Source organism: Micromonospora noduli (assembly GCF_003264365.1).
Lineage (GTDB): Bacteria > Actinomycetota > Actinomycetes > Mycobacteriales > Micromonosporaceae > Micromonospora > Micromonospora noduli.
Map to the genome: position 1 here is coordinate 1 of NZ_PYAK01000048.1, position 17242 is coordinate 17242.

The following is a 17242-nucleotide window of genomic DNA, read 5'->3' on the forward strand; positions in this document are numbered from 1 at the left end:
CCCCCTCGGCGCGGCGGCTCGGCGGGGACGGGTGGCCGGGGCGCCGGACCCGGCACCGGCGGGGCACCCACCCGAGGGCCCGGGCTCCGCGCGGGCCTTCGGGGTGCGAGCGGAGCACTCTCGGGCCCGGACGAGGTTGCCGCCGTCACCGGAGGCGATCCAGCGGCTGGCGCGGCGTCCCGCGGCGGCATGCCGGGCCGGGTGCGGGCCAACGTCTCGGCCCGCTCCAGGCGAGCGCGGGCACCCATGGCACGGCCGGGCAGTCGCACGTCGCCTCGGGACAGCTGCGACACGAACCAGGCCGGCAGGTAGCCCTCGACCGGCAGGCCCGGATTGACGGCGAGCCACCACTCGTGGTTGGGCCAACTGGCCGCGAGATCGGCGAAGGGGATGCGTCGGTTGCCGCCGGCGTGATCGCCGAGACAGGCCCGCAGGGCGGCGGCGGAGGTGAAGGCCAGGACGTGGGTCCGGCCGCCGGTGGTCCACGTGCCCCATCCGGCGGGTGGCTGACCGGGCTGCGTCGGCGCGGAGACCGGCAGCAGCACATCGGTGCGGGACAGGAGCCGGAAGTAGAGCTCCTGGTCGTTGGCGCGCAGCGCGTCGCGCATCGCCACCTCGGCCTCCGTGGCCGGCTCCCATGCGGTCACGGCCACCTCCCCTTCCGAGAACAGGCCACAGGTATCGCGTACAACCTACAAGGTGGTACCAAGATCACAATGGCTGGCTGCCGGCGGTCAGCCAGGGCGTGCAGGAGGGGATAACATCCCGTTCCGGAGCCGACACGATACGGAGGGTGTCGATGTCCCGATCGATCACACGCCCGGTCCTCGCAGGTCTGGCCGCCAGCCTGTTGACCGTACCGGCCCTTCCGACCGTCGCCGCCACCGCCGGGCTCCGGGCGGCACCGGCCTGCGCGACAGCACTCGCCCCCGTCCGGCCGGTCGCGGCCACGCCCTGGCCACAGCAACGGTACGACCCCGCGCGGCTCGCGCCGCTGGCCACCGGCGCCGGGGTGACCGTCGCGGTGGTCGACTCCGGGGTGGACCGGGTGCACCCGCAGCTGGCTGGGCGGGTGCTGGCCGGCGCCGACCTGCTCGACCCCGGCGGGGACGGTGGTCGGGACTGCGCCGGGCACGGCACCGGTGTGGCGAGCATCATCGTCGCGGCACCCCGCCGCGACGTCGCCTTCCGCGGCTTGGCACCGGGTGCCCGGATCCTGCCGGTGCGGGTGAGTGAGCAGCAGGTGGTGCAGGGGCGGGAGTCGGGGCGTACGGTCAGCGCCGACGAGTTCGCCCGGGCCATCCGGTGGGCCGTCGACCATGACGCCGACGTGGTGAACCTGTCCGTGGTGCTGTACGCGGACGACCCGGAGGTCCGTTCGGCCGTGCGGTACGCGGTCGACCGGGACGTGGTGCTGGTGGCCGCCGCCGGCAACCTGCACGGCAGCGGGGACCCCCGACCATTCCCCGCCGGCTACGACGGGGTGCTCGGCGTGGGCGCGATCGGGGCGGACGGCGGGCGGGCGGCGTTCTCGCAGACCGGCCCGTACGTCGACCTCGTGGCCCCGGGCAGCGAGGTGCTTACCGCCGCACCCGGTGCCGGCCACCATCGGGTCGAAGGCACCAGTTACGCGGCGCCCTTCGTGGCCGCCACCGCCGCGTTGCTGCGGGAATATCGGCCGGAGCTGACCGCCGCCCAGGTGGCGGAGCGGATCATCGCCACCGCCGATCCAGCGCCGGGCGCGGGCCGGGGCGGCGCATACGGCGCCGGGGTGTTGAACCCCTACCGGGCGGTCACCGAGACCAGCGGCGGCCGTGTGGGCGGCGCTCGGCCGGTCGCCGCCCTCGCCGACGATCCGGCCGACCCGGCGCAGCTCGCCCACCAGGCCCGCCGGGCCGCCGCACGGGACCGAGCCCTGCTGGTCGGCGCGGTGGCCGGCATCACGGCGGTCACCGTGGCGCTGCTCGCCCTGGTGGTGCCCCGTGGCGCCCGTCGGCGCTGGCGCCCGGCCGGCCCCGCCTGAGCCCACCCGCGCACGGCTTGAGCCCGCCCACACACGGTCTGAGCCCGCCCGCGTACGGCCCTGACCGCCGACCGGCTGCGGGCGGGGCGCTGACCCGGACACGGTCAGCGCTCCCGGCCCACATCGCTCACTGGAACAGCCCGGTGTTCTTCTTCTCGGTGTCCAGGTAGTCGGTGGCGGAGTCGTTCACCGCCAACCTGATGTCACGCAGCATCCCCTGCAGGTCCTGCGAGGCCGAACGCCACCGCGCCTGGCGCTGCTCGTAGGCCTGCCGCGCCTCGCCCGTCCAGCTCGCCACCAGCGGGGCGGCGTCGCGTTCGAGTTGGCCGAGTTGCGCGTCGAGGGTGTTCAACGCCTTCTGAATGTCAGCGCCGGCCTGCTGCAGCGCGGCGAAGTTGACGACCAGCACACCATGGTCCATCGGATTCACTCCCCAGCGGGATCAGAGCGGCAACTGGATGCCGCCGCGGTTGGTGCCGGCCACCCGGCTGGCCACCTCGTCGTCGGACGCGTGGTACTGCCGGCCGGCGGTGCGGATCGCACCGGCGGTCTCTCGCAGCGCGCGGTGCAGCGCCGCCTGGTCCTGTGACCACTGCTGCTTGACCTGCTCGAACGACCGGCCACCAGCGCCACGCCAGGCCTGCTGCAACACCTCCAGCTCGGCCAGCAGGCCGGTCAGCATGGACTGCAACGACTGGTCCACCTGCTCGAACTTCGCGGCAGTCTGCTGCATCACCGCTGCTTCTGCCTTGGTTTGGGACATCCGGACGTCACCTCGTCTCTCGGATCGCACCTGGCCGTCGACGCGCCCACCCCTGGGTGACGCGTCGTCGCTGGGCCCGGTCGTCGAGCACTGAGACACGGGTCAGCGACTGACTTCGTGGCTGACGGTAGCGAGCTCGTAGCAGTTCTGCTACCCCACCGGCTTCCCCTGTGGACAACCGAGGCGGCCATCGGTCGCTTACGATGTGCCGCAGCCACGTCGCGGCGCGTGACGGGCCGCCGGAGGGCGGCCGGCCGCCCGACCCGGTCCCCACTGGTCGAGGAGGCACGGTGCCGGCGATCACCACCGGAGGGCCGCACCCGCCGACCCCGGTCGGGTCCGAGGCAGGTGCCTCCCCACGGGTGGGCGGGCCAGGCCGACCCACCGACCGCGGTCCGGGGTCGGTCGATCAGCGCACCCCCCGTCGCCGGTCGCCGGTGGCCCACTGGGTCGCACTCGGCCGTCGTGCGGCTGCCGGAGCGCGAGCCGGCCAACTGGTCACCGCACAGGTCGCGGCGGCGCTCGTGCTCGTCGCCCTCGGCCGGCCCGCACCGGTCGTCGCGGCGGCCGTACTGGTGGCCGTGCTGCTGGTGGCCGCCGCCTGGGTGCCGGTGCGCGGGCGGTGGCTGTTCGAGTGGCTGGGCACCGCCATCGGGCACCTCACCCGCCGGCGGGTGTTGACCGGGCCGGCCGACGCGGCCGAACTGCTCGACCTGGTCGCCCCGGGCACTGTGGTCCGCTCGACCGAGTTGACCGGCGGGCCGGCGGCCGTCCTGGAGGACACCACCGGCATGGTCGCGCTCCTGGAGCTCGGCGACCCCGGCGACCTGCTGGGCGACGTGTCCCAGGCGATCCCCGCCCCGGCCGCGTTACTCCCCCCGACCGGGCCGGACCAGCCCCCGCTGCTGGTCCAACTGCTGCTCGCCGGTGCGCCGGCGCCGGTGCCGAGCACCGGTGGCACTGTCGGCACGTCGTACCGGCAGCTCACCGACGGGCGGCTCGCCGGGCGCGAGCGGGCGGTGGTGGCGGTCCGGGTGCTGCGGGTGAACGGTTGGTCCGAGGAGGACCTGCGCCGGGCCCTCGCCGGCACGGTTCGCCGGATCGTCCGCCGACTCGGGCCGTTGGCCGCGCGGCCGCTCGGGGTGCCGGCGGCGCTGCGTGTCCTGGGCGAGCTGGCCCACCACGACGGCGAACCGGTCCGGGAGTCCTGGCCGGCGATCCGGTCCGGCACTCTCGTCCAGGCCACCTTCCGTCTGCTCCACTGGCCCGACGCGCGCGCTGCGGCCGGACGCCGGCTGGTGCCCCGCCTGCTCGCGCTGCCGGCGACGGCCACGACGGTGTCGATCTGCTCAGGTCCGTCGCCGACGGTGTCGACGTCGTCGGGTCCGCCGGCGGCCAGTGAAGTGCCGACCGAGCTGACCGTACGCCTGGCCGCCGGGACGGCGGCCGAGTTGACGGCGGCCACCGAGGCGCTGGTCCGCCTGGTGACCGACCTGGGCGGAAAGCTGCGACGACTTGACGGCGCCCACCTGAGCGGGCTGGCCGCCACGCTGCCGTTGGCGCTGACGGCACCCGGGGCGCGTCCCCGCCCACCGGCACCCGGAGCGCGACCCGACTCGGCGGTCGACGACTGGGAGCTGTCACTGGGCGACGCGGGAATGATGGTCGGCACCAACCGGCACGGCCGAGCGGTCACCGTGCGTCTGTTCCGGCCGGAGAGCACCCGTGTGCTGCTGGTCGGCGGGGTGCGGGCAGCCCAGCTGGTGGCCCTGCGCGCCCTGGCACTCGGCGCCCTGGTGGTGGTGCAGACCGCCCGGCCACGCGCCTGGGAACCGTTCATCCGAGGAGTTGGCGCGCCGGGCGGCACGATCCCGTTGCTCCCTCCCGGTCGGGCGGTCGCCGACGGGGTGGGCACCGCGCTGCGTCCGTTGCTGCTGATCGTCGACGCCGGGCCGGTGGCGGCCGAGGCCGCGCCGGGCCCGCCGTGGCGGGCCACCCTGGTCGTACGCGACGAGCTGACCCCGGCCGATGTGGACGCGTTGAGCCGGGCCGACCTGGCGTTGCTCCAGCCACTGACCTCCACCGAGGCCACCCTGGCCGGAGCCGCGCTGGGACTGGGCGGCTCGGCCGAGTGGCTGACCCGGATCCGGGAAGACATGGTGGCCGTGGTCAACCGTCGGGCGCTGCGCTGGGCACTGCTCTCCCCCACTCCGATCGAGGCGCAACTGATCGGGCCGCCGACGCGCGGCTGAATCCACCGGGACGGCCAGCCGGCGGGTTACGTCGGTGCGGTGTCCGTGGCACGATCCCCGCCATGGGTTTTCTGAAAGGTCTGCTGATTCGGCTGGCCAGCACAGCTCTGGCTTTCTGGCTGGCCACGCTCCTCATCCCGGGCATCTCCCTGGATTCGAACTCGGCCACCGAGACGGTGACCACGCTGCTCCTGGTGGCGGTGATCTTCGGCGTGGTCAACGCGGTTCTCCAGCCGATCATCAAGACCGTCGGTTGTGGCTTCTACCTGCTGACCCTGGGTCTCATCGCCCTGGTGGTGAACGGACTGCTCTTCCTGCTCACCAGCTGGATCGCCGACCAGGCCGGGCTGCCGTTCTCGGTGGACGGTTTCTGGCCGGCAGCAGTGCTCGGCGCCCTCTTCGTGAGCATCGTGACCTGGATCCTCGGCGCCGTCCTCGACCGGGACTGACCGCCGACCAGCCAGCACCGACCCGGTCCGTCCGGGGCTCCGACCTCGGCCGGGGCCCCGGCGGGCCGATGACCAGAGTTCGGGAATTTGGCGGCAAGACCGCCCATCTCGGCGGTTAGCGTCGCGGCATGTTCTCGCTGACGTATTCCGACGGCCACCTGCTCAGCACCGATCCGGCGCGGATCGACCTGGACCTGGTGCACCACTGGTTGTCCACCGACGCGTACTGGGCGCTCGGACGAGACCGGGAGACCACCGAGCGGTCGTTCGCCGGCTCGCTGCCGTTCGGCATCTACCGGCCGGAGGACGGCCGCCAGGTCGCGGTGGCCCGGGTCGTCACGGACGGCGCCACCTTCGCCTGGCTCTGCGACGTGTACGTCGACCGCGCCGCCCGGGGTCGCGGGCTGGGCGGGTGGCTCGCCGGCGCGGTCCGCGATCACCTGGATGAGCTGGGCGTACGCCGGATCCTGCTCTGCACCAACGACGCCCACCAGGTGTACGCGGGGGTGGGCTTCACCCCGCTGGACGCGCCGCAACGGTGGATGCAGCTGGACCGGCGGCCCCCGGTGACCCCGATCACCGGAAAGGAACAAAGCAGCACTACGCCCCTTACGGTGGAAGCGTGACGCCACTCCGCCTGGGATACCTCTACGGCCTCGGCGCGTACCTGCTCTGGGGTTTCTTTCCGCTCTACCTGAAGCTGCTGCGACCCGCCGGCCCGCTGGAGATCCTGGCCCACCGGATCGTCTGGTCGGTGCTCTTCGTGGCCCTGCTGCTGGCGGCGCTGCGCAACGTCGGCTTCCTGCGGGCGCTGCTGCGCCGCCCCTGGGCGCTGGCGGGGATCCTCGCCGCCGCCGCACTGATCGCGGTCAACTGGGGCACCTACATCTACGGGGTCAACTCCGATCGGGTGGTGGAGACCGCGCTCGGCTACTTCATCAACCCGTTGATCGTGGTGCTGCTCGGGGTGACGGTGCTGCGGGAACGGCTACGCCCGGCGCAGTGGGTGGCGCTGGGGATCGGCGCGTCGGCGGTCGCGGTGCTCACAGTGGACTACGGCCGGCTGCCCTGGCTGGCGTTGACCCTGGCGTTCAGCTTCGCCGGCTACGGCCTGGTGAAGAAGCGGCTCGGGCTGCCTGCGGCGGAGGGGCTCTTCGTCGAGTCTGCAGTGCTGGCGTTGCCCGCGCTGGGCTACCTGGGCTGGGTGACGGCGAAGGGCGACCTGGCCTTCGGGCACGTCTCGGCCGGGCACACCGCGCTGCTGGTGCTGGCCGGCGCGGCCACGGCGATTCCGCTGCTGCTGTTCGCCGGGGCGGCCAACCGACTGCCCCTGAGCAGCCTCGGCACGCTCCAGTACCTGACGCCGGTTCTTCAGCTCGGCTGCGGGGTGCTGATCTTCCACGAGCCGATGCCGCCGGCCCGGCTGGCCGGCTTCGCGCTGGTCTGGCTGGCCCTGATCGTCTTCACCGCCGACGCCGTCCGAACCTCCCGCCGCACCCGCCAGCCCCACCAACCGACCTCCACCCCCACCCCTGTCCCCACCCCCTGACCTCGCGATCTTGCAGTTTCGGTCGTCGATATACCCGACACGCCCCTTACAGAAGGGCAGAAATTGCAAGATCGCGGAGGGCCAGGGGTGGGCGGGCGGGTCAGGGGACGGCGTAGGTCAGGAGGGGCGTGCCGTCGGCTTTCTGCAACTCCACGCTGACCAGCTCGGCGTCGGTGAACCTCGTCGCGCCGGTGAAGCTGAGGTCGTCGCCCGGAGCCGCCAGCCAGGAGCCGATCTGCTCGGTGGCGCCGTTCGGACCACGCGCCACCAGCCGGAACGGGTACGCCTTGCCGTAGCTCGTCCGCGCGTCGTACCCGCAACGCATGGTCACCTCGGTGCCCCACTTGGTGCCGGTCAGCCCGAGGTCGGCGTGCACCGGCCCGGCGGCGGCCACCGGTCGCATGGCCACCATCGACACCTGCGGTGCCGGGTTACCCTGCGCGCCGGGCGGCCGGGACTGGTCGACCGGTCGAGGCAGCGCCACGGCGGTGCCCACACCGACCAGCAGCGCCAGCCCGGCGGCGGCCAGTGTGGTCAGTGCGTACCGTCGCCGGTCCGCGGCGCGTTCCCGACGACGGCGCTGGCGGGCCTCGTCGAGCAGCGCGGGCACCCGGGGCGGGGCCGGCGGCGGCAGAATCTGCTCCAACCCCGCCGGGTCGAGGCGCCCGAGCAACCCGGGCAGGACGGCGATCTCGGCGACCGCCTCCCGACACGAGGCGCAGCCGCCCAGGTGCCGCTCGTAGGCCGCCCGCTCGGCGGGGGCCAGGGCGCCCAGCACGTACGCGCCGTCGTCGTACGCGAACTCGCACCGGGTCATCCCGTCACCCCCATCTCGGCCAGGACCAACCGTAGAGACCGCAGCGCGTAGTGGGTGCGGGATTTCACGGTCCCTGGCGGTACGCCCAGGCGGGACGCCGCCTCGGCCACTGACCGCCCCTGGTAGAAGCACTCGACCAGCACCTCCCGGTGGGTCGGGCTGAGCCGGTTCAGCGCCTCGGCGACGGTCCACGCCTCCACAGCCCGTTCGGCCTCGTCGATCGCCTCGGGCGGTTCGGGCAGATCGTCGGTGAACACCTCGCCGACCCGGGTGGATCGCCGCCGCCAGGCGTCGATGGCCAGGTTGCGGGCGGTGGTGAACAGCCAGGACCGCACCGATCCGCGCGTCGGGTCGAGTGACTCCGGATGTCGCCAGGCCCGCAGCAGCGTCTCCTGCACCAGGTCCTCGGCCCGCTGCCGGTCCCCGTTGACCAGCCGCAGGGCATGGGCGTACAGCGCCTCCGCGTGCTCGTCGTGCAGCGCGCGCAGCAGTTGGGCGTCGTGGTCGCTGATGGCGGTCTCCTCGCTTCCGGCGCGCGTCCGGCGGTGCGTTCGCTCGGGAATACGTGCGGTCACGCCGATCGGTTCAGCCCGAGGTCAGACCGGTTGCGTGCCGGTTGCCACGACGAAGGTGTTCATGCCCGGTTCACATCGCGGCTGACGAGCGCTCACCACGTCCTCCTAGCGTCCGGCTGGTACGCCGCCTGTCGTGCCACCGACTTCTCTGGAGGCCTCCCCCCATGAGCGACCGTCCCCGGCTGCTCCCCCTGTTGAACGGCACCCGCCATGGCACCCGTGATGCCATGACCTGTCTGTACCGGTGCGGAAACGCGTGTGACCACCCGGTCCCGAACACCTCCGACAACGCGTACTTCGGTGACGTGGTGAACGCCGAGGTGTCGCGGCGTGGCGTGGTCCGGGCCGGCGCTGTCGGCGCGCTGGTGCTCGGTTTCGGCGGCGCGGCAGCCGGCGCGCTCGCCGGGGCGGCCCCGGCCATGGCGGCCCCAACCGCCCCGGACGTCCCGGAGGGCTTCGGTTTCGGTCGTCCCAGCACCGGGGTCGGCAACGGCGCGCTGACCTTCAAGCCGATCCCACCGAACAAGCTGGACACCCTGGTCGTGCCGAACGGCTACGACCACGCCGTGGTGATCAAGTGGGGTGACCCGGTGCTGCCGGGCGCGCCGGAGTTCGACCTGCACCACCAGACCGCCGCCGCGCAGTCCAAGCAGTTCGGTTACAACAACGACTTCGTGGGCGTGCTACCGCTGGACAAGCAGGGCAAGCGGGCGCTGCTCGTGGTCAACCACGAGTACACCAACGAGGACCTGATGTTCCCGGGCTTCCCCGGCCTGGACGGGCTCTCCGTGGAGCAGCTGCGCACCGCCATGGCCGCGCACGGCATGTCAGTGGTGGAGCTTGAGCGGGTCGCGGGCACCGGGCAGTGGAAGCCGGTCGGCAAGGGCCCGCGGCCGTACAACCGGCGGGTCACCGCCCTGAGCACCAAGTTCGACCTGACCGGCCCGGCCGCCGGCTCGGCCTGGCTGAAGACCGCCGCCGACCCCAGGGGCCGCACTGTCGTCGGCACGCTGAACAACTGCGCCGGTGGCGTGACCCCGTGGGGCACTGTGCTCTCCGGCGAGGAGAACTTCAACCAGTACTTCGTGGGCGCCGACGCCGCCCCGGCCGAGCTGAAGCCGAGGCTGGACCGTTACGGCATCAGCACCGCCGCCCGCTACCCCAGCGGCAGCCGCAAGTGGGAGCGCGCGGACGAGCGCTTCGACCTGGCGAAGCACCCCAACGAGGCACACCGGTTCGGCTGGGTCGTCGAGATCGACCCGTTCGACCCGGAGAGCCGCCCGCGCAAGCACACCGCGATGGGCCGGTTCAAGCACGAGGGCGCCAACGTGATCGTCGCGAAGGACGGCCACGTGGTCGCGTACATGGGCGACGACGAGCGGTTCGACTACCTCTACAAGTTCGTCTCGGACAAGAAGTTCATGAAGGGCAACTCCTGGGCTGCCCGCAAGCACAACCTGACCCTGCTGGAGTCCGGCACGCTCTACGTGGCAGAGCTCTACCAGACCAGCGCCGCCGAGATCGACGGCTCCGGCAAGCTCCCCACCGACGGCGCGTTCAACGGCCGGGGTCGCTGGATCAGGCTGGTCAGCGGCAACCGGTCGTTCGTCGACGGGATGACCGCCGCGGACGTGCTCACCTTCACCCGGCTCGCCGGTGACAAGGTCGGCGCGACCAAGATGGACCGCCCCGAGGACGTCGAGCCGAGCCTGCTCACCGGCAAGGTGTACGTGGCGCTGACAAACAACACCAACCGGGGCGTCGGCAGCAACCCGAAGCCGGACGAGGCCAACCCGCGCAACGCCAACAAGCACGGGCAGATCCTGGAGCTGGTCGAGGACCGCAACGACAACACCTCGGAGACCTTCGCCTGGTCGCTGCCGATCGTCTGCGGCGACCCGACCGACCCGTCGACCTTCTTCGCCGGGTACGACAGGACCAAGGTCTCCCCGATCTCCTGCCCGGACAACGTCGCCTTCGACGCCACCGGCAACCTCTGGATCTCCACCGACGGCAACGCGCTGGGCAGCAACGACGGCCTGTTCGCCACCGCCGTGGAGGGTCCGGAGCGGGGTCACCTCAAGCAGTTCCTGACCGTGCCGCTCGGCGCGGAGACCTGCGGCCCGTTCATCACCGGCGACAACCGCTCGGTCTTCGTCGCCGTGCAGCACCCGGGCGAGATCACCGGTGCCTCGGTGGAGAACCCGGCCTCGAACTGGCCCGACGGTGACTACGCCAAGCCGGGCGTGGTGGTCACCTGGCGCCTCGACGGCGGCCCGGTGGGCAGCTGACGTCACACCCGCGGCCGACGGGCCGCTGACGTTGCTCCGGCGGTCCGGCGCTGGACCGCCCCGAGAGGCCCTCTCCCAGCCCGGGAGAGGGCCTCTCGGCGGTCAGTTGTCGGTGGCGATGCCGTCGGCCACGCCGCGGGCCACTGTGAGCAGCTTGGCGCGTACCACCCGGGCGGAGGTCATCATCTCGCTGGCCGGCAACGCGCAGGCCAGCACGACGCGGCGTTCCATGTCCTTGTCCGGTGCGACGAGCACCGCGGCGCAGGCCACCCCCTGGCGGAACTGCCCCATCTCCAGTTGCATGCCGCGCCGGTCGCCCGCGGCCAGGTCGGCCTCGAAACTCTCTGTGGTGGTCAGCGTGGCGGTGGTGAACGGGCGCATGCCGTACTCGCGCAGATAGCGGTAGCGCTGGTCGGTCGTGAGGGTGGCGAGCAGCGACTTGCCGAGCGCTGTCGCGTGCGCCCCCTCGTCGAAGCCGGGGACCAGATCCTCCAGGTAGGGCGAGCGGTGCCCCTCGGCGACCGCGGTGAGGGCCACCTGACCGCCGACGAACCGACCAAGGTAGTGGCTGTAGCCGGTGTCCAGGGCGGCCCGCCGCAGCGTCTCACCGACCGCCGGCGGACCCCGGAACGCCGTCACCAGCTCCCGGTACCGGTCGGCCACCTCCAACCCCACGATGTACGTGCCGTCCTCGCGACGGATCACGTAGCCCTCGTAGGCGAGGGTGCGGACCAGGTGGTAGGTGGTGGCCACGGTCAGCTCGCAGCGCCGGGCGATCTGCTTGACGGTCAGGCCCTTCGGGGCGCGACCGACCGACTCCAGCACCCGTAGCGCTCGGGACACGCTGCGAATCAGGTCCGAAGGTTCTGCCAAGGGGTCGCGCACAACCACCTCCGCCGCCGGGGACTTACACCATATGAAAAACAGGCCCGGTGCGAAATGCCTGTTCGGGTCGAGGATGCCAGATCACCATCCACAGCTTGTGTCCCGCCGGTCACCAGGAGTGCTGTGAGCGGGGCTCGCGTAGGTTTGCCGAACGATGACCGACACCTCCAATACCCCCGATCCGGCCGTTGCCCAACCTCGTCCGGTCCGGGCCAGCGCCGGCGCAGTCGTCACCACAGTGGCCTGCGTACTCCCCGTCTTCCTGCTCGGCGGTCTCGCCGTGCAGATGGGCACGGACCTCGGCTTCTCGCCCGCGGGTCTGGGCCTGGCCGTCTCCGTCTACTTCGGGGTCAGCGCGCTGGCCTCGGTGCCCTCCGGGCGGTTGGTCGAGCGGTACGGGCCGGCAGTGGTGGCCCGCTGCGGCATCCTGCTGGCCGCCGGGTCGATGCTGGCAGTGGCCGCCTTCGCCCGGTCGTACCCGGTGCTGGTCGGCCTGCTGGCGCTCAGCGCCGCCGCGAACGCGCTCGGCCAGTTGGCCAGCAACGCCGCGCTGGCCCAGCACGTGCCCTCCCGGCGGCAGGGGCTGTCGTTCGGTGTCAAGCAGGCCGCCATCCCGGTCTCCACCCTGCTGGCCGGGGTGGCGGTGCCCACCATCGCGCTCACCGCCGGCTGGCGCTGGGCGTTCGTGGCCGCCGCCGTGGCCGCGCTGACGACGCTGGCCGCCGTACCCCGGCAGTTGCCCGGTTTCGCCCGGCGGGCCGGCGCCACGCGCGCCGGTCGGGCGACGGTGGCGCTGGTGGTGATCGGCGCTGCGGCGACGTTGGCCTCGGGCGCGGCCAACTCGTTGGGCACCTTCCTGGTGGACTCCGCCGCGGGCCGGGGTCTGTCGCCGGGCCTCGCCGGCCTCACCCTGACCCTGGGTAGCGCGGTCTGCGTGGCGGCTCGGGTGGGCGCCGGCTGGTTGGCCGACCGCCGCGAAACCGGCCACGTCGCCCTCATCGCCGCGATGCTGCTCGTCGGCGCGGTCGGGCTGGGCCTGCTCGCGTTGACCGGCTCGGTGCCGTTGGTGGTCGGCGTGGTGCTCGGCTTCGGCCTGGGCTGGGCCTGGCCCGGCCTGATGAACTTCGCGGTGGTCCGGCTCCACCCGCAGTCACCGGCCGCCGCCACCTCGATCACACAGACCGGGGTGTACGCGGGCGGATGTCTCGGCCCGCTGAGCCTGGGCCCACTCGCCGCCCACCTCGGTTACCCGGCGATGTGGACCATCGCGGCCGTGGCGATGCTGCTCGCCGCGGCCCTCATGCTCGTCGGCAGCCGACTGTTGACCCGCGCCGCGACCGCGGCGGGACGGGGCGTGGATCAGCTGGTGCGGTCGGCGATGTAGTCGCAGAGCGACTCAAGCGCGCTGCGGGACGGGCCGGGCGGCAGCGGGGCGAGTTGCGCGCGAGCCTCCTCGGCGTAGCTGCGCACGGTCTCCCGGGCCCGCTTGAGCGCCGGGCTCTCCCGCAGCAGCCCCAACGCCTCGGCGTGCAGCGCGTCGTCAGTCAACGGGCCGGTCGCCAGGATCTCCCGCAGCCGCACCGACGACGCGTCGGAGTCGTCCGCCTCGCGGGCGTAGAGCACCGGCAGCGTCGGGACACCCTCGCGCAGGTCCGTGCCGGGGGTCTTGCCCGACTGCACCGACTCGGAGGCGATGTCCAGCAGGTCGTCGGAGAGTTGGAAGGCGACACCGATCGTCTCGCCGTACCCGGCGAGGGCCTCCACGTGCTCCGGGGCGGCACCACCGAACATGCCGCCGAACCGGGCGGACGTGGCGATCAGCGAGCCGGTCTTCTCGGCGATCACGTGCAGGTAGTGGGCCACCGGGTCGTCGTCGGCGCGCGGCCCGACCGTCTCCGCGATCTGGCCGTGCACCAGCCGGGCGAAGGTGCGCGCCTGCAACCGGACCGCCTCGGGGCCCAGGTCGGCGGCGATGTCCGCCGCGCGGGCGAAGAGGTAGTCGCCGACCAGGATGGCGACCGAGTTGGTCCACCGGGAGTTCGCGCTCGGCGCGCCCCGACGGACGGCTGCCTCGTCCATCACGTCGTCGTGGTAGAGGGTGGCGAGGTGCGTGAGCTCCATCACCACGGCGGCCGGGACCACCTGCGCACCGATCGGGTCACCGAACTGGGCGCCGAGCGCCACCAGCAACGGCCGGAACCGCTTCCCGCCGGCCTCGACGAGGTGCCGGGCGGCCTCGGTGACGAACGGGTCGGCACTGGCCACGCTGGCCCGCAACTCGACCTCGACCGTGTCCAGAAGACCCAGCACGGACGCCTCGACACGAGGATCGGCGAGGTTGAGGCCAAGCGCGCCGAACTGACTCGTGCTCGCCCGACCCCGACGACCGCCGGAGCCGGAGGCACCTGAACGCTCGCCCGCCGGTTTCACCACGCTATCAACCATGCCACACCCGTTCGACCTGCTCCGGCCCGGGGATACGCACCGGGGGCCGGCACGTGAACACGCGCCGACCCCCGGTGATCGATCCTTCGGTCATCGCACGAATTCGGCGGCTCCGGCAGCCAGATCGAGCAGCGGCGCCGGAGCGACACCCAACACCAGGGTCGCCAGCACACCGATCATCAGCGCGGCGGAGGTGAGCCCACCCGGCACCGTGACGGTCGGGGTGGACTCGCCCGGCTCGGAGAGCCACATCATCACCACGACCCGCAGGTACGGGAACGCGAGAATCATGCTGGTCAGCACACCGGCGATCACCAGCCAGGCCTGGCCACCCTCCAGCGCCGGCCCGAAGATGGCGAACTTGCTGGTGAAGCCGCTGGTCAGCGGAATACCGGCGAAGGCCAGCAGGATGAACGTGAACAGCGCCGCGAAGAACGGCGACCGACGGCCCAGCCCGGCCCAGCGGGACAGGTGGGTGGCCTCGCCGTCGTCGTCCCGTACCAGCGTCACCACGGCGAACGCGGCCAGCACCGAGAAGCCGTACGCGACCAGGTAGAACATCGTGCCGGCGAGCCCGTCGCGGCTCGGCGCCAACACACCGACCAGCAGGTAGCCGGCGTTGGCGATCGAGGAGTACGCGAGCAGCCGCTTGATGTCGGTCTGGGTGACCGCGAGCACCGCACCCACCAGCATGGTCAGCACCGCCACCGCGCCGAGGACCGGCGTGAAGTCCCAGTTGGCGTCGGCGAACGCGACCTGGAAGACGCGCAGCAGGGCACCGAACGCGGCGACCTTGGTGCAGGCAGCCATGAACCCGGTGACCGGGGTCGGAGCGCCCTGGTAGACGTCCGGGGTCCAGACGTGGAACGGGGCCGCCGCGGCCTTGAAGAGCAGACCGATGGCGAGCAGCGCCATGCCGGCGAACAGCAGCACCGGGCTGGCCGGCGACTCGCCCACCGCCGCGTGGATGGTGGCGAAGTCGACGCCGGCCGAGCGGCCCGGGATGCCGGAGGTGAAGCCGTAGATCAGGGCCACGCCGAACAGGAAGAACGCCGAGGCGTAGGCGCCGAGCAGGAAGTACTTCATCGCCGCCTCCTGGCTCAGCAGACGCCGGCGACGGGCCAGCGCGCAGAGCAGGTAGAGCGGCAGGGAGAAGACCTCGAGTGCGATGAACATGGTCAGCAGGTCGTTCGCCGCCACGAAGATCAGCATGCCGCCGATCGCGAACGTGGTCAGCGGGTAGACCTCGGTGAGACCGTTGCGCCCCTCGGCCTGCCGCCGGTCGTCGGCCGACTCCGCGGTCACCGCGGCCTGGGCGACGAACGCCCCGCCCCGCTCGACCGAGCGGTCACCGATCAGCAGCAGCGCCATCGCGGCCAGCACCAGGATCGCGCCCTGGAGGAAGAGCGTCGGCCCGTCGATCGCGAGCGCCTGGCCCGCGGTGATGATCCGCTCATCGGCGCTGAGGACCACCATGGTCAGTGCCGCGAGCACCGCTAGCAGCGCCAGCGTCAGCTGCACGACGTGCCGCCAGCGACGAGGCACCAGAGCCTCGACCAGCACGCCGAGCAACGCCGTGCCCAGCATGATGAGGATCGGAGAGATCGCCGCGTAGTCGATCGACGGCAGCTTCAACTCGGTCACTTTGCCGCCTCCTGGACGGTGCCGCCCACGGACGGCGCCGGGTCGGTTCTGCCGATGTCGTCCATGGTCGCCTGGACGGCGGGGTTGATCACGTCAGTGACCGGCTTGGGGAAGAAGCCCAGCAGCACGATCAGCGCGATCAGCGGGGCGACCACTACCTTCTCGCGCAGGTTGAGGTCCCGACGCATGCCGTCGACCTCGGTCAGCGCCGGGTTGAGGGTGCCCTGGGTGGTGCGCTGCACCATCCACAGCACGTACGCGGCAGCCAGGATGATGCCGAGCGTGGCGATGACCGCGACCGGCTTGTTCACAGTGAAGGTGCCGATCAGCACCAGGAACTCGGAGATGAACGGCGCCGTGCCGGGCAGCGCGAGCGAGGCGAGACCGGCGAAGAAGAGCACCCCGGCGAGCACCGGGACGAGCTTGCCTGCGCCACCAAAGTCGCTGATCAACGCCGAACCACGCCGGGAGATCAGCATGCCCACCACCAGGAAGAGCAGGCCGGTGGCCAGCCCGTGGTTGAGCATGTAGAGCACCGCGCCGGTGCCGGCCTGGGTGGTGAAGGCGAAGATGCCCACACCGATGAAGCCGAAGTGCGCGATCGAGGTGTACGACACCAGCCGCTTGAGGTCGTTCTGGCCGACCGCCAGCAGCGCGGCGTAGACGATGCCGATCACGCCCAGGGCCAGCGCCCACGGCGCGAACCACTTCGACGCCTCGGGGAACAGCGGCAGGCAGTAGCGCAGGATGCCGAAGGTGCCGACCTTGTCCAGCACGCCGACGAGCAGCGCCGCCGCCCCCGCCGGGGCGGCGCCACCGGCATCGGGCAACCAGGTGTGGAACGGGAAGAACGGCGCCTTGATGGCGAACGCGAGGAAGAAGCCGAGGAACAGCCACCTCTCGGTGCCGGTGCTGATGTCGACCTGCGAGAGCGCCTGCCAGTCGAAGGTCTTCCCGCCGACCACCCACAGGCCGATCACCGCGGCCAGCATGAACAGACCGCCGACGAGCGAGTAGAGGAAGAACTTCACCGCCGCGTACTGCCGCTGGTGGCCGCCGTAGCTGCCGATGAGGAAGTACATCGGCACCAGCATGACCTCGAAGAACACGTAGAACAGGAAGACGTCGGCGGCCGCGAAGACGCCGATCATCGTGCACTCGAGGACCAGCAGCAGTGCGAAGTAGACGGGCACCGACCGCTTCGACGACTCGGCGTCGTGCCAGGACGCCAGGATCACCAGCGGCACCAGCACCGCGATCAGCATCAGCATCACCAGCGCGATGCCGTCGGCGGCGAAGGTGAAGCTGACCCCCCAGTTCGGAATCCAGGAGTACGACTCGCGGAACTGGAACCGGTCACCGCCGGCGTTGAAGCTGACCCACATCACCACCGAGAGCACCAGCACGAGCAGCGACCAGGCGAACGCCACCTGCTTGGCCAGCTCCGGGCGGTGGCGCGGCAGGAAGGCCACCACCAGGGCGCCCACCAGCGGCGCCACGGTGAGCACCGAGAGGAACGGGAAGTTGGACATTATGCGGCCTTACCTCC

The 17242-nt window shown here is 72.1% G+C and carries 16 protein-coding genes; 7 read left to right on the plus strand and 9 right to left on the minus strand.

Going from position 1 to position 17242, the window contains the following annotated elements:
* Positions 1-647 (minus strand): SseB family protein (locus GUI43_RS25950; RefSeq protein ID WP_146765959.1); only part of this gene is annotated, 647 nt, incomplete at its 3' end.
* A 152-nt stretch (positions 648-799) separates the two neighbouring features.
* Here GUI43_RS25950 and mycP point away from each other — a divergent pair.
* Positions 800-2023: a type VII secretion-associated serine protease mycosin gene (gene mycP, locus GUI43_RS25955; RefSeq protein WP_112699993.1), complete on the plus strand. Its 1224-nt coding sequence runs from the start codon at positions 800-802 to the stop codon at positions 2021-2023.
* 127 nt (positions 2024-2150) lie between these two features.
* On the opposite strand, the gene GUI43_RS25960 is transcribed toward mycP, so the two are convergent.
* Positions 2151-2444 (minus strand): WXG100 family type VII secretion target, encoded by a 294-nt coding sequence (locus tag GUI43_RS25960; RefSeq protein WP_112585712.1) that lies wholly within the window; start codon positions 2442-2444, stop codon positions 2151-2153.
* Between the two features lie 21 nt (positions 2445-2465).
* Complete coding sequence (locus GUI43_RS25965) at positions 2466-2786, minus strand: WXG100 family type VII secretion target (protein ID WP_091395516.1); 321 nt, start codon at positions 2784-2786, stop codon at positions 2466-2468.
* A 203-nt stretch (positions 2787-2989) separates the two neighbouring features.
* Between GUI43_RS25965 and eccE the strand changes: the two genes are divergently transcribed.
* The 4 genes from eccE (at position 2990) to rarD (ending at position 7036) form a co-directional block, all read left to right on the plus strand.
* Positions 2990-5038 carry a type VII secretion protein EccE gene (gene eccE / locus GUI43_RS25970; RefSeq protein WP_112699994.1) on the plus strand — a complete coding sequence of 683 codons (2049 nt, stop codon included), beginning with the start codon at positions 2990-2992 and terminating at the stop codon, positions 5036-5038.
* Positions 5039-5100: 62 nt separating this feature from the next.
* Positions 5101-5487, plus strand: a complete 387-nt coding sequence (locus tag GUI43_RS25975; protein WP_091395522.1) for a phage holin family protein — start codon at positions 5101-5103, stop codon at positions 5485-5487.
* A 128-nt stretch (positions 5488-5615) separates the two neighbouring features.
* Positions 5616-6113 (plus strand): GNAT family N-acetyltransferase, encoded by a 498-nt coding sequence (locus GUI43_RS25980; RefSeq protein WP_112699995.1) that lies wholly within the window; start codon positions 5616-5618, stop codon positions 6111-6113.
* Positions 6110-7036, plus strand: coding sequence for an EamA family transporter RarD (gene rarD / locus GUI43_RS25985; RefSeq protein ID WP_112699996.1), 927 nt, complete (start codon positions 6110-6112; stop codon positions 7034-7036). The genes GUI43_RS25980 and rarD overlap by 4 nt, the downstream gene beginning before the upstream one ends.
* A gap of 100 nt (positions 7037-7136) precedes the next feature.
* Here the strand turns inward: rarD and GUI43_RS25990 are convergent, their stop codons facing one another.
* Both GUI43_RS25990 and GUI43_RS25995 read right to left on the minus strand, forming a co-directional pair.
* Positions 7137-7853, minus strand: a complete 717-nt coding sequence (locus GUI43_RS25990) for an anti-sigma factor family protein (protein ID WP_091395531.1) — start codon at positions 7851-7853, stop codon at positions 7137-7139.
* A complete protein-coding gene (locus GUI43_RS25995) occupies positions 7850-8365 on the minus strand; it encodes a sigma-70 family RNA polymerase sigma factor (protein ID WP_091395533.1) in 516 nt (171 codons plus the stop codon). Before GUI43_RS25995 ends, GUI43_RS25990 begins: the two co-directional genes overlap by 4 nt.
* Before the next feature lie 227 nt (positions 8366-8592).
* Between GUI43_RS25995 and GUI43_RS26000 the strand changes: the two genes are divergently transcribed.
* Positions 8593-10719, plus strand: a complete 2127-nt coding sequence (locus GUI43_RS26000) for a PhoX family protein (RefSeq protein ID WP_112699997.1) — start codon at positions 8593-8595, stop codon at positions 10717-10719.
* A 102-nt stretch (positions 10720-10821) separates the two neighbouring features.
* Here GUI43_RS26000 and GUI43_RS26005 read toward each other — a convergent pair whose 3' ends face one another.
* Positions 10822-11604: an IclR family transcriptional regulator gene (locus tag GUI43_RS26005; RefSeq protein ID WP_091395539.1), complete on the minus strand. Its 783-nt coding sequence runs from the start codon at positions 11602-11604 to the stop codon at positions 10822-10824.
* 154 nt (positions 11605-11758) lie between these two features.
* Here GUI43_RS26005 and GUI43_RS26010 point away from each other — a divergent pair, with 154 nt between their 5' ends.
* Complete coding sequence (locus GUI43_RS26010; protein ID WP_112699998.1) at positions 11759-12988, plus strand: MFS transporter; 1230 nt, start codon at positions 11759-11761, stop codon at positions 12986-12988.
* Here the strand turns inward: GUI43_RS26010 and GUI43_RS26015 are convergent.
* From GUI43_RS26015 to GUI43_RS26025, 3 genes are all read right to left on the minus strand, one after another.
* Positions 12964-14049: a polyprenyl synthetase family protein gene (locus GUI43_RS26015; protein ID WP_112699999.1), complete on the minus strand. Its 1086-nt coding sequence runs from the start codon at positions 14047-14049 to the stop codon at positions 12964-12966. The two genes, GUI43_RS26010 and GUI43_RS26015, sit on opposite strands and share 25 nt — an antisense overlap.
* 90 nt (positions 14050-14139) lie before the next feature.
* The gene (gene nuoN / locus GUI43_RS26020; RefSeq protein WP_112585698.1) at positions 14140-15693 is read right to left on the minus strand and encodes an NADH-quinone oxidoreductase subunit NuoN; all 1554 of its coding nucleotides are present in this window, start codon (positions 15691-15693) and stop codon (positions 14140-14142) included.
* On the minus strand, positions 15690-17225 hold the full coding sequence (locus GUI43_RS26025; RefSeq protein WP_112585696.1) for an NADH-quinone oxidoreductase subunit M: 1536 nt from the start codon (positions 17223-17225) through the stop codon (positions 15690-15692). The genes nuoN and GUI43_RS26025 overlap by 4 nt, the downstream gene beginning before the upstream one ends.
* Positions 17226-17242: the final 17 nt, after the last annotated feature.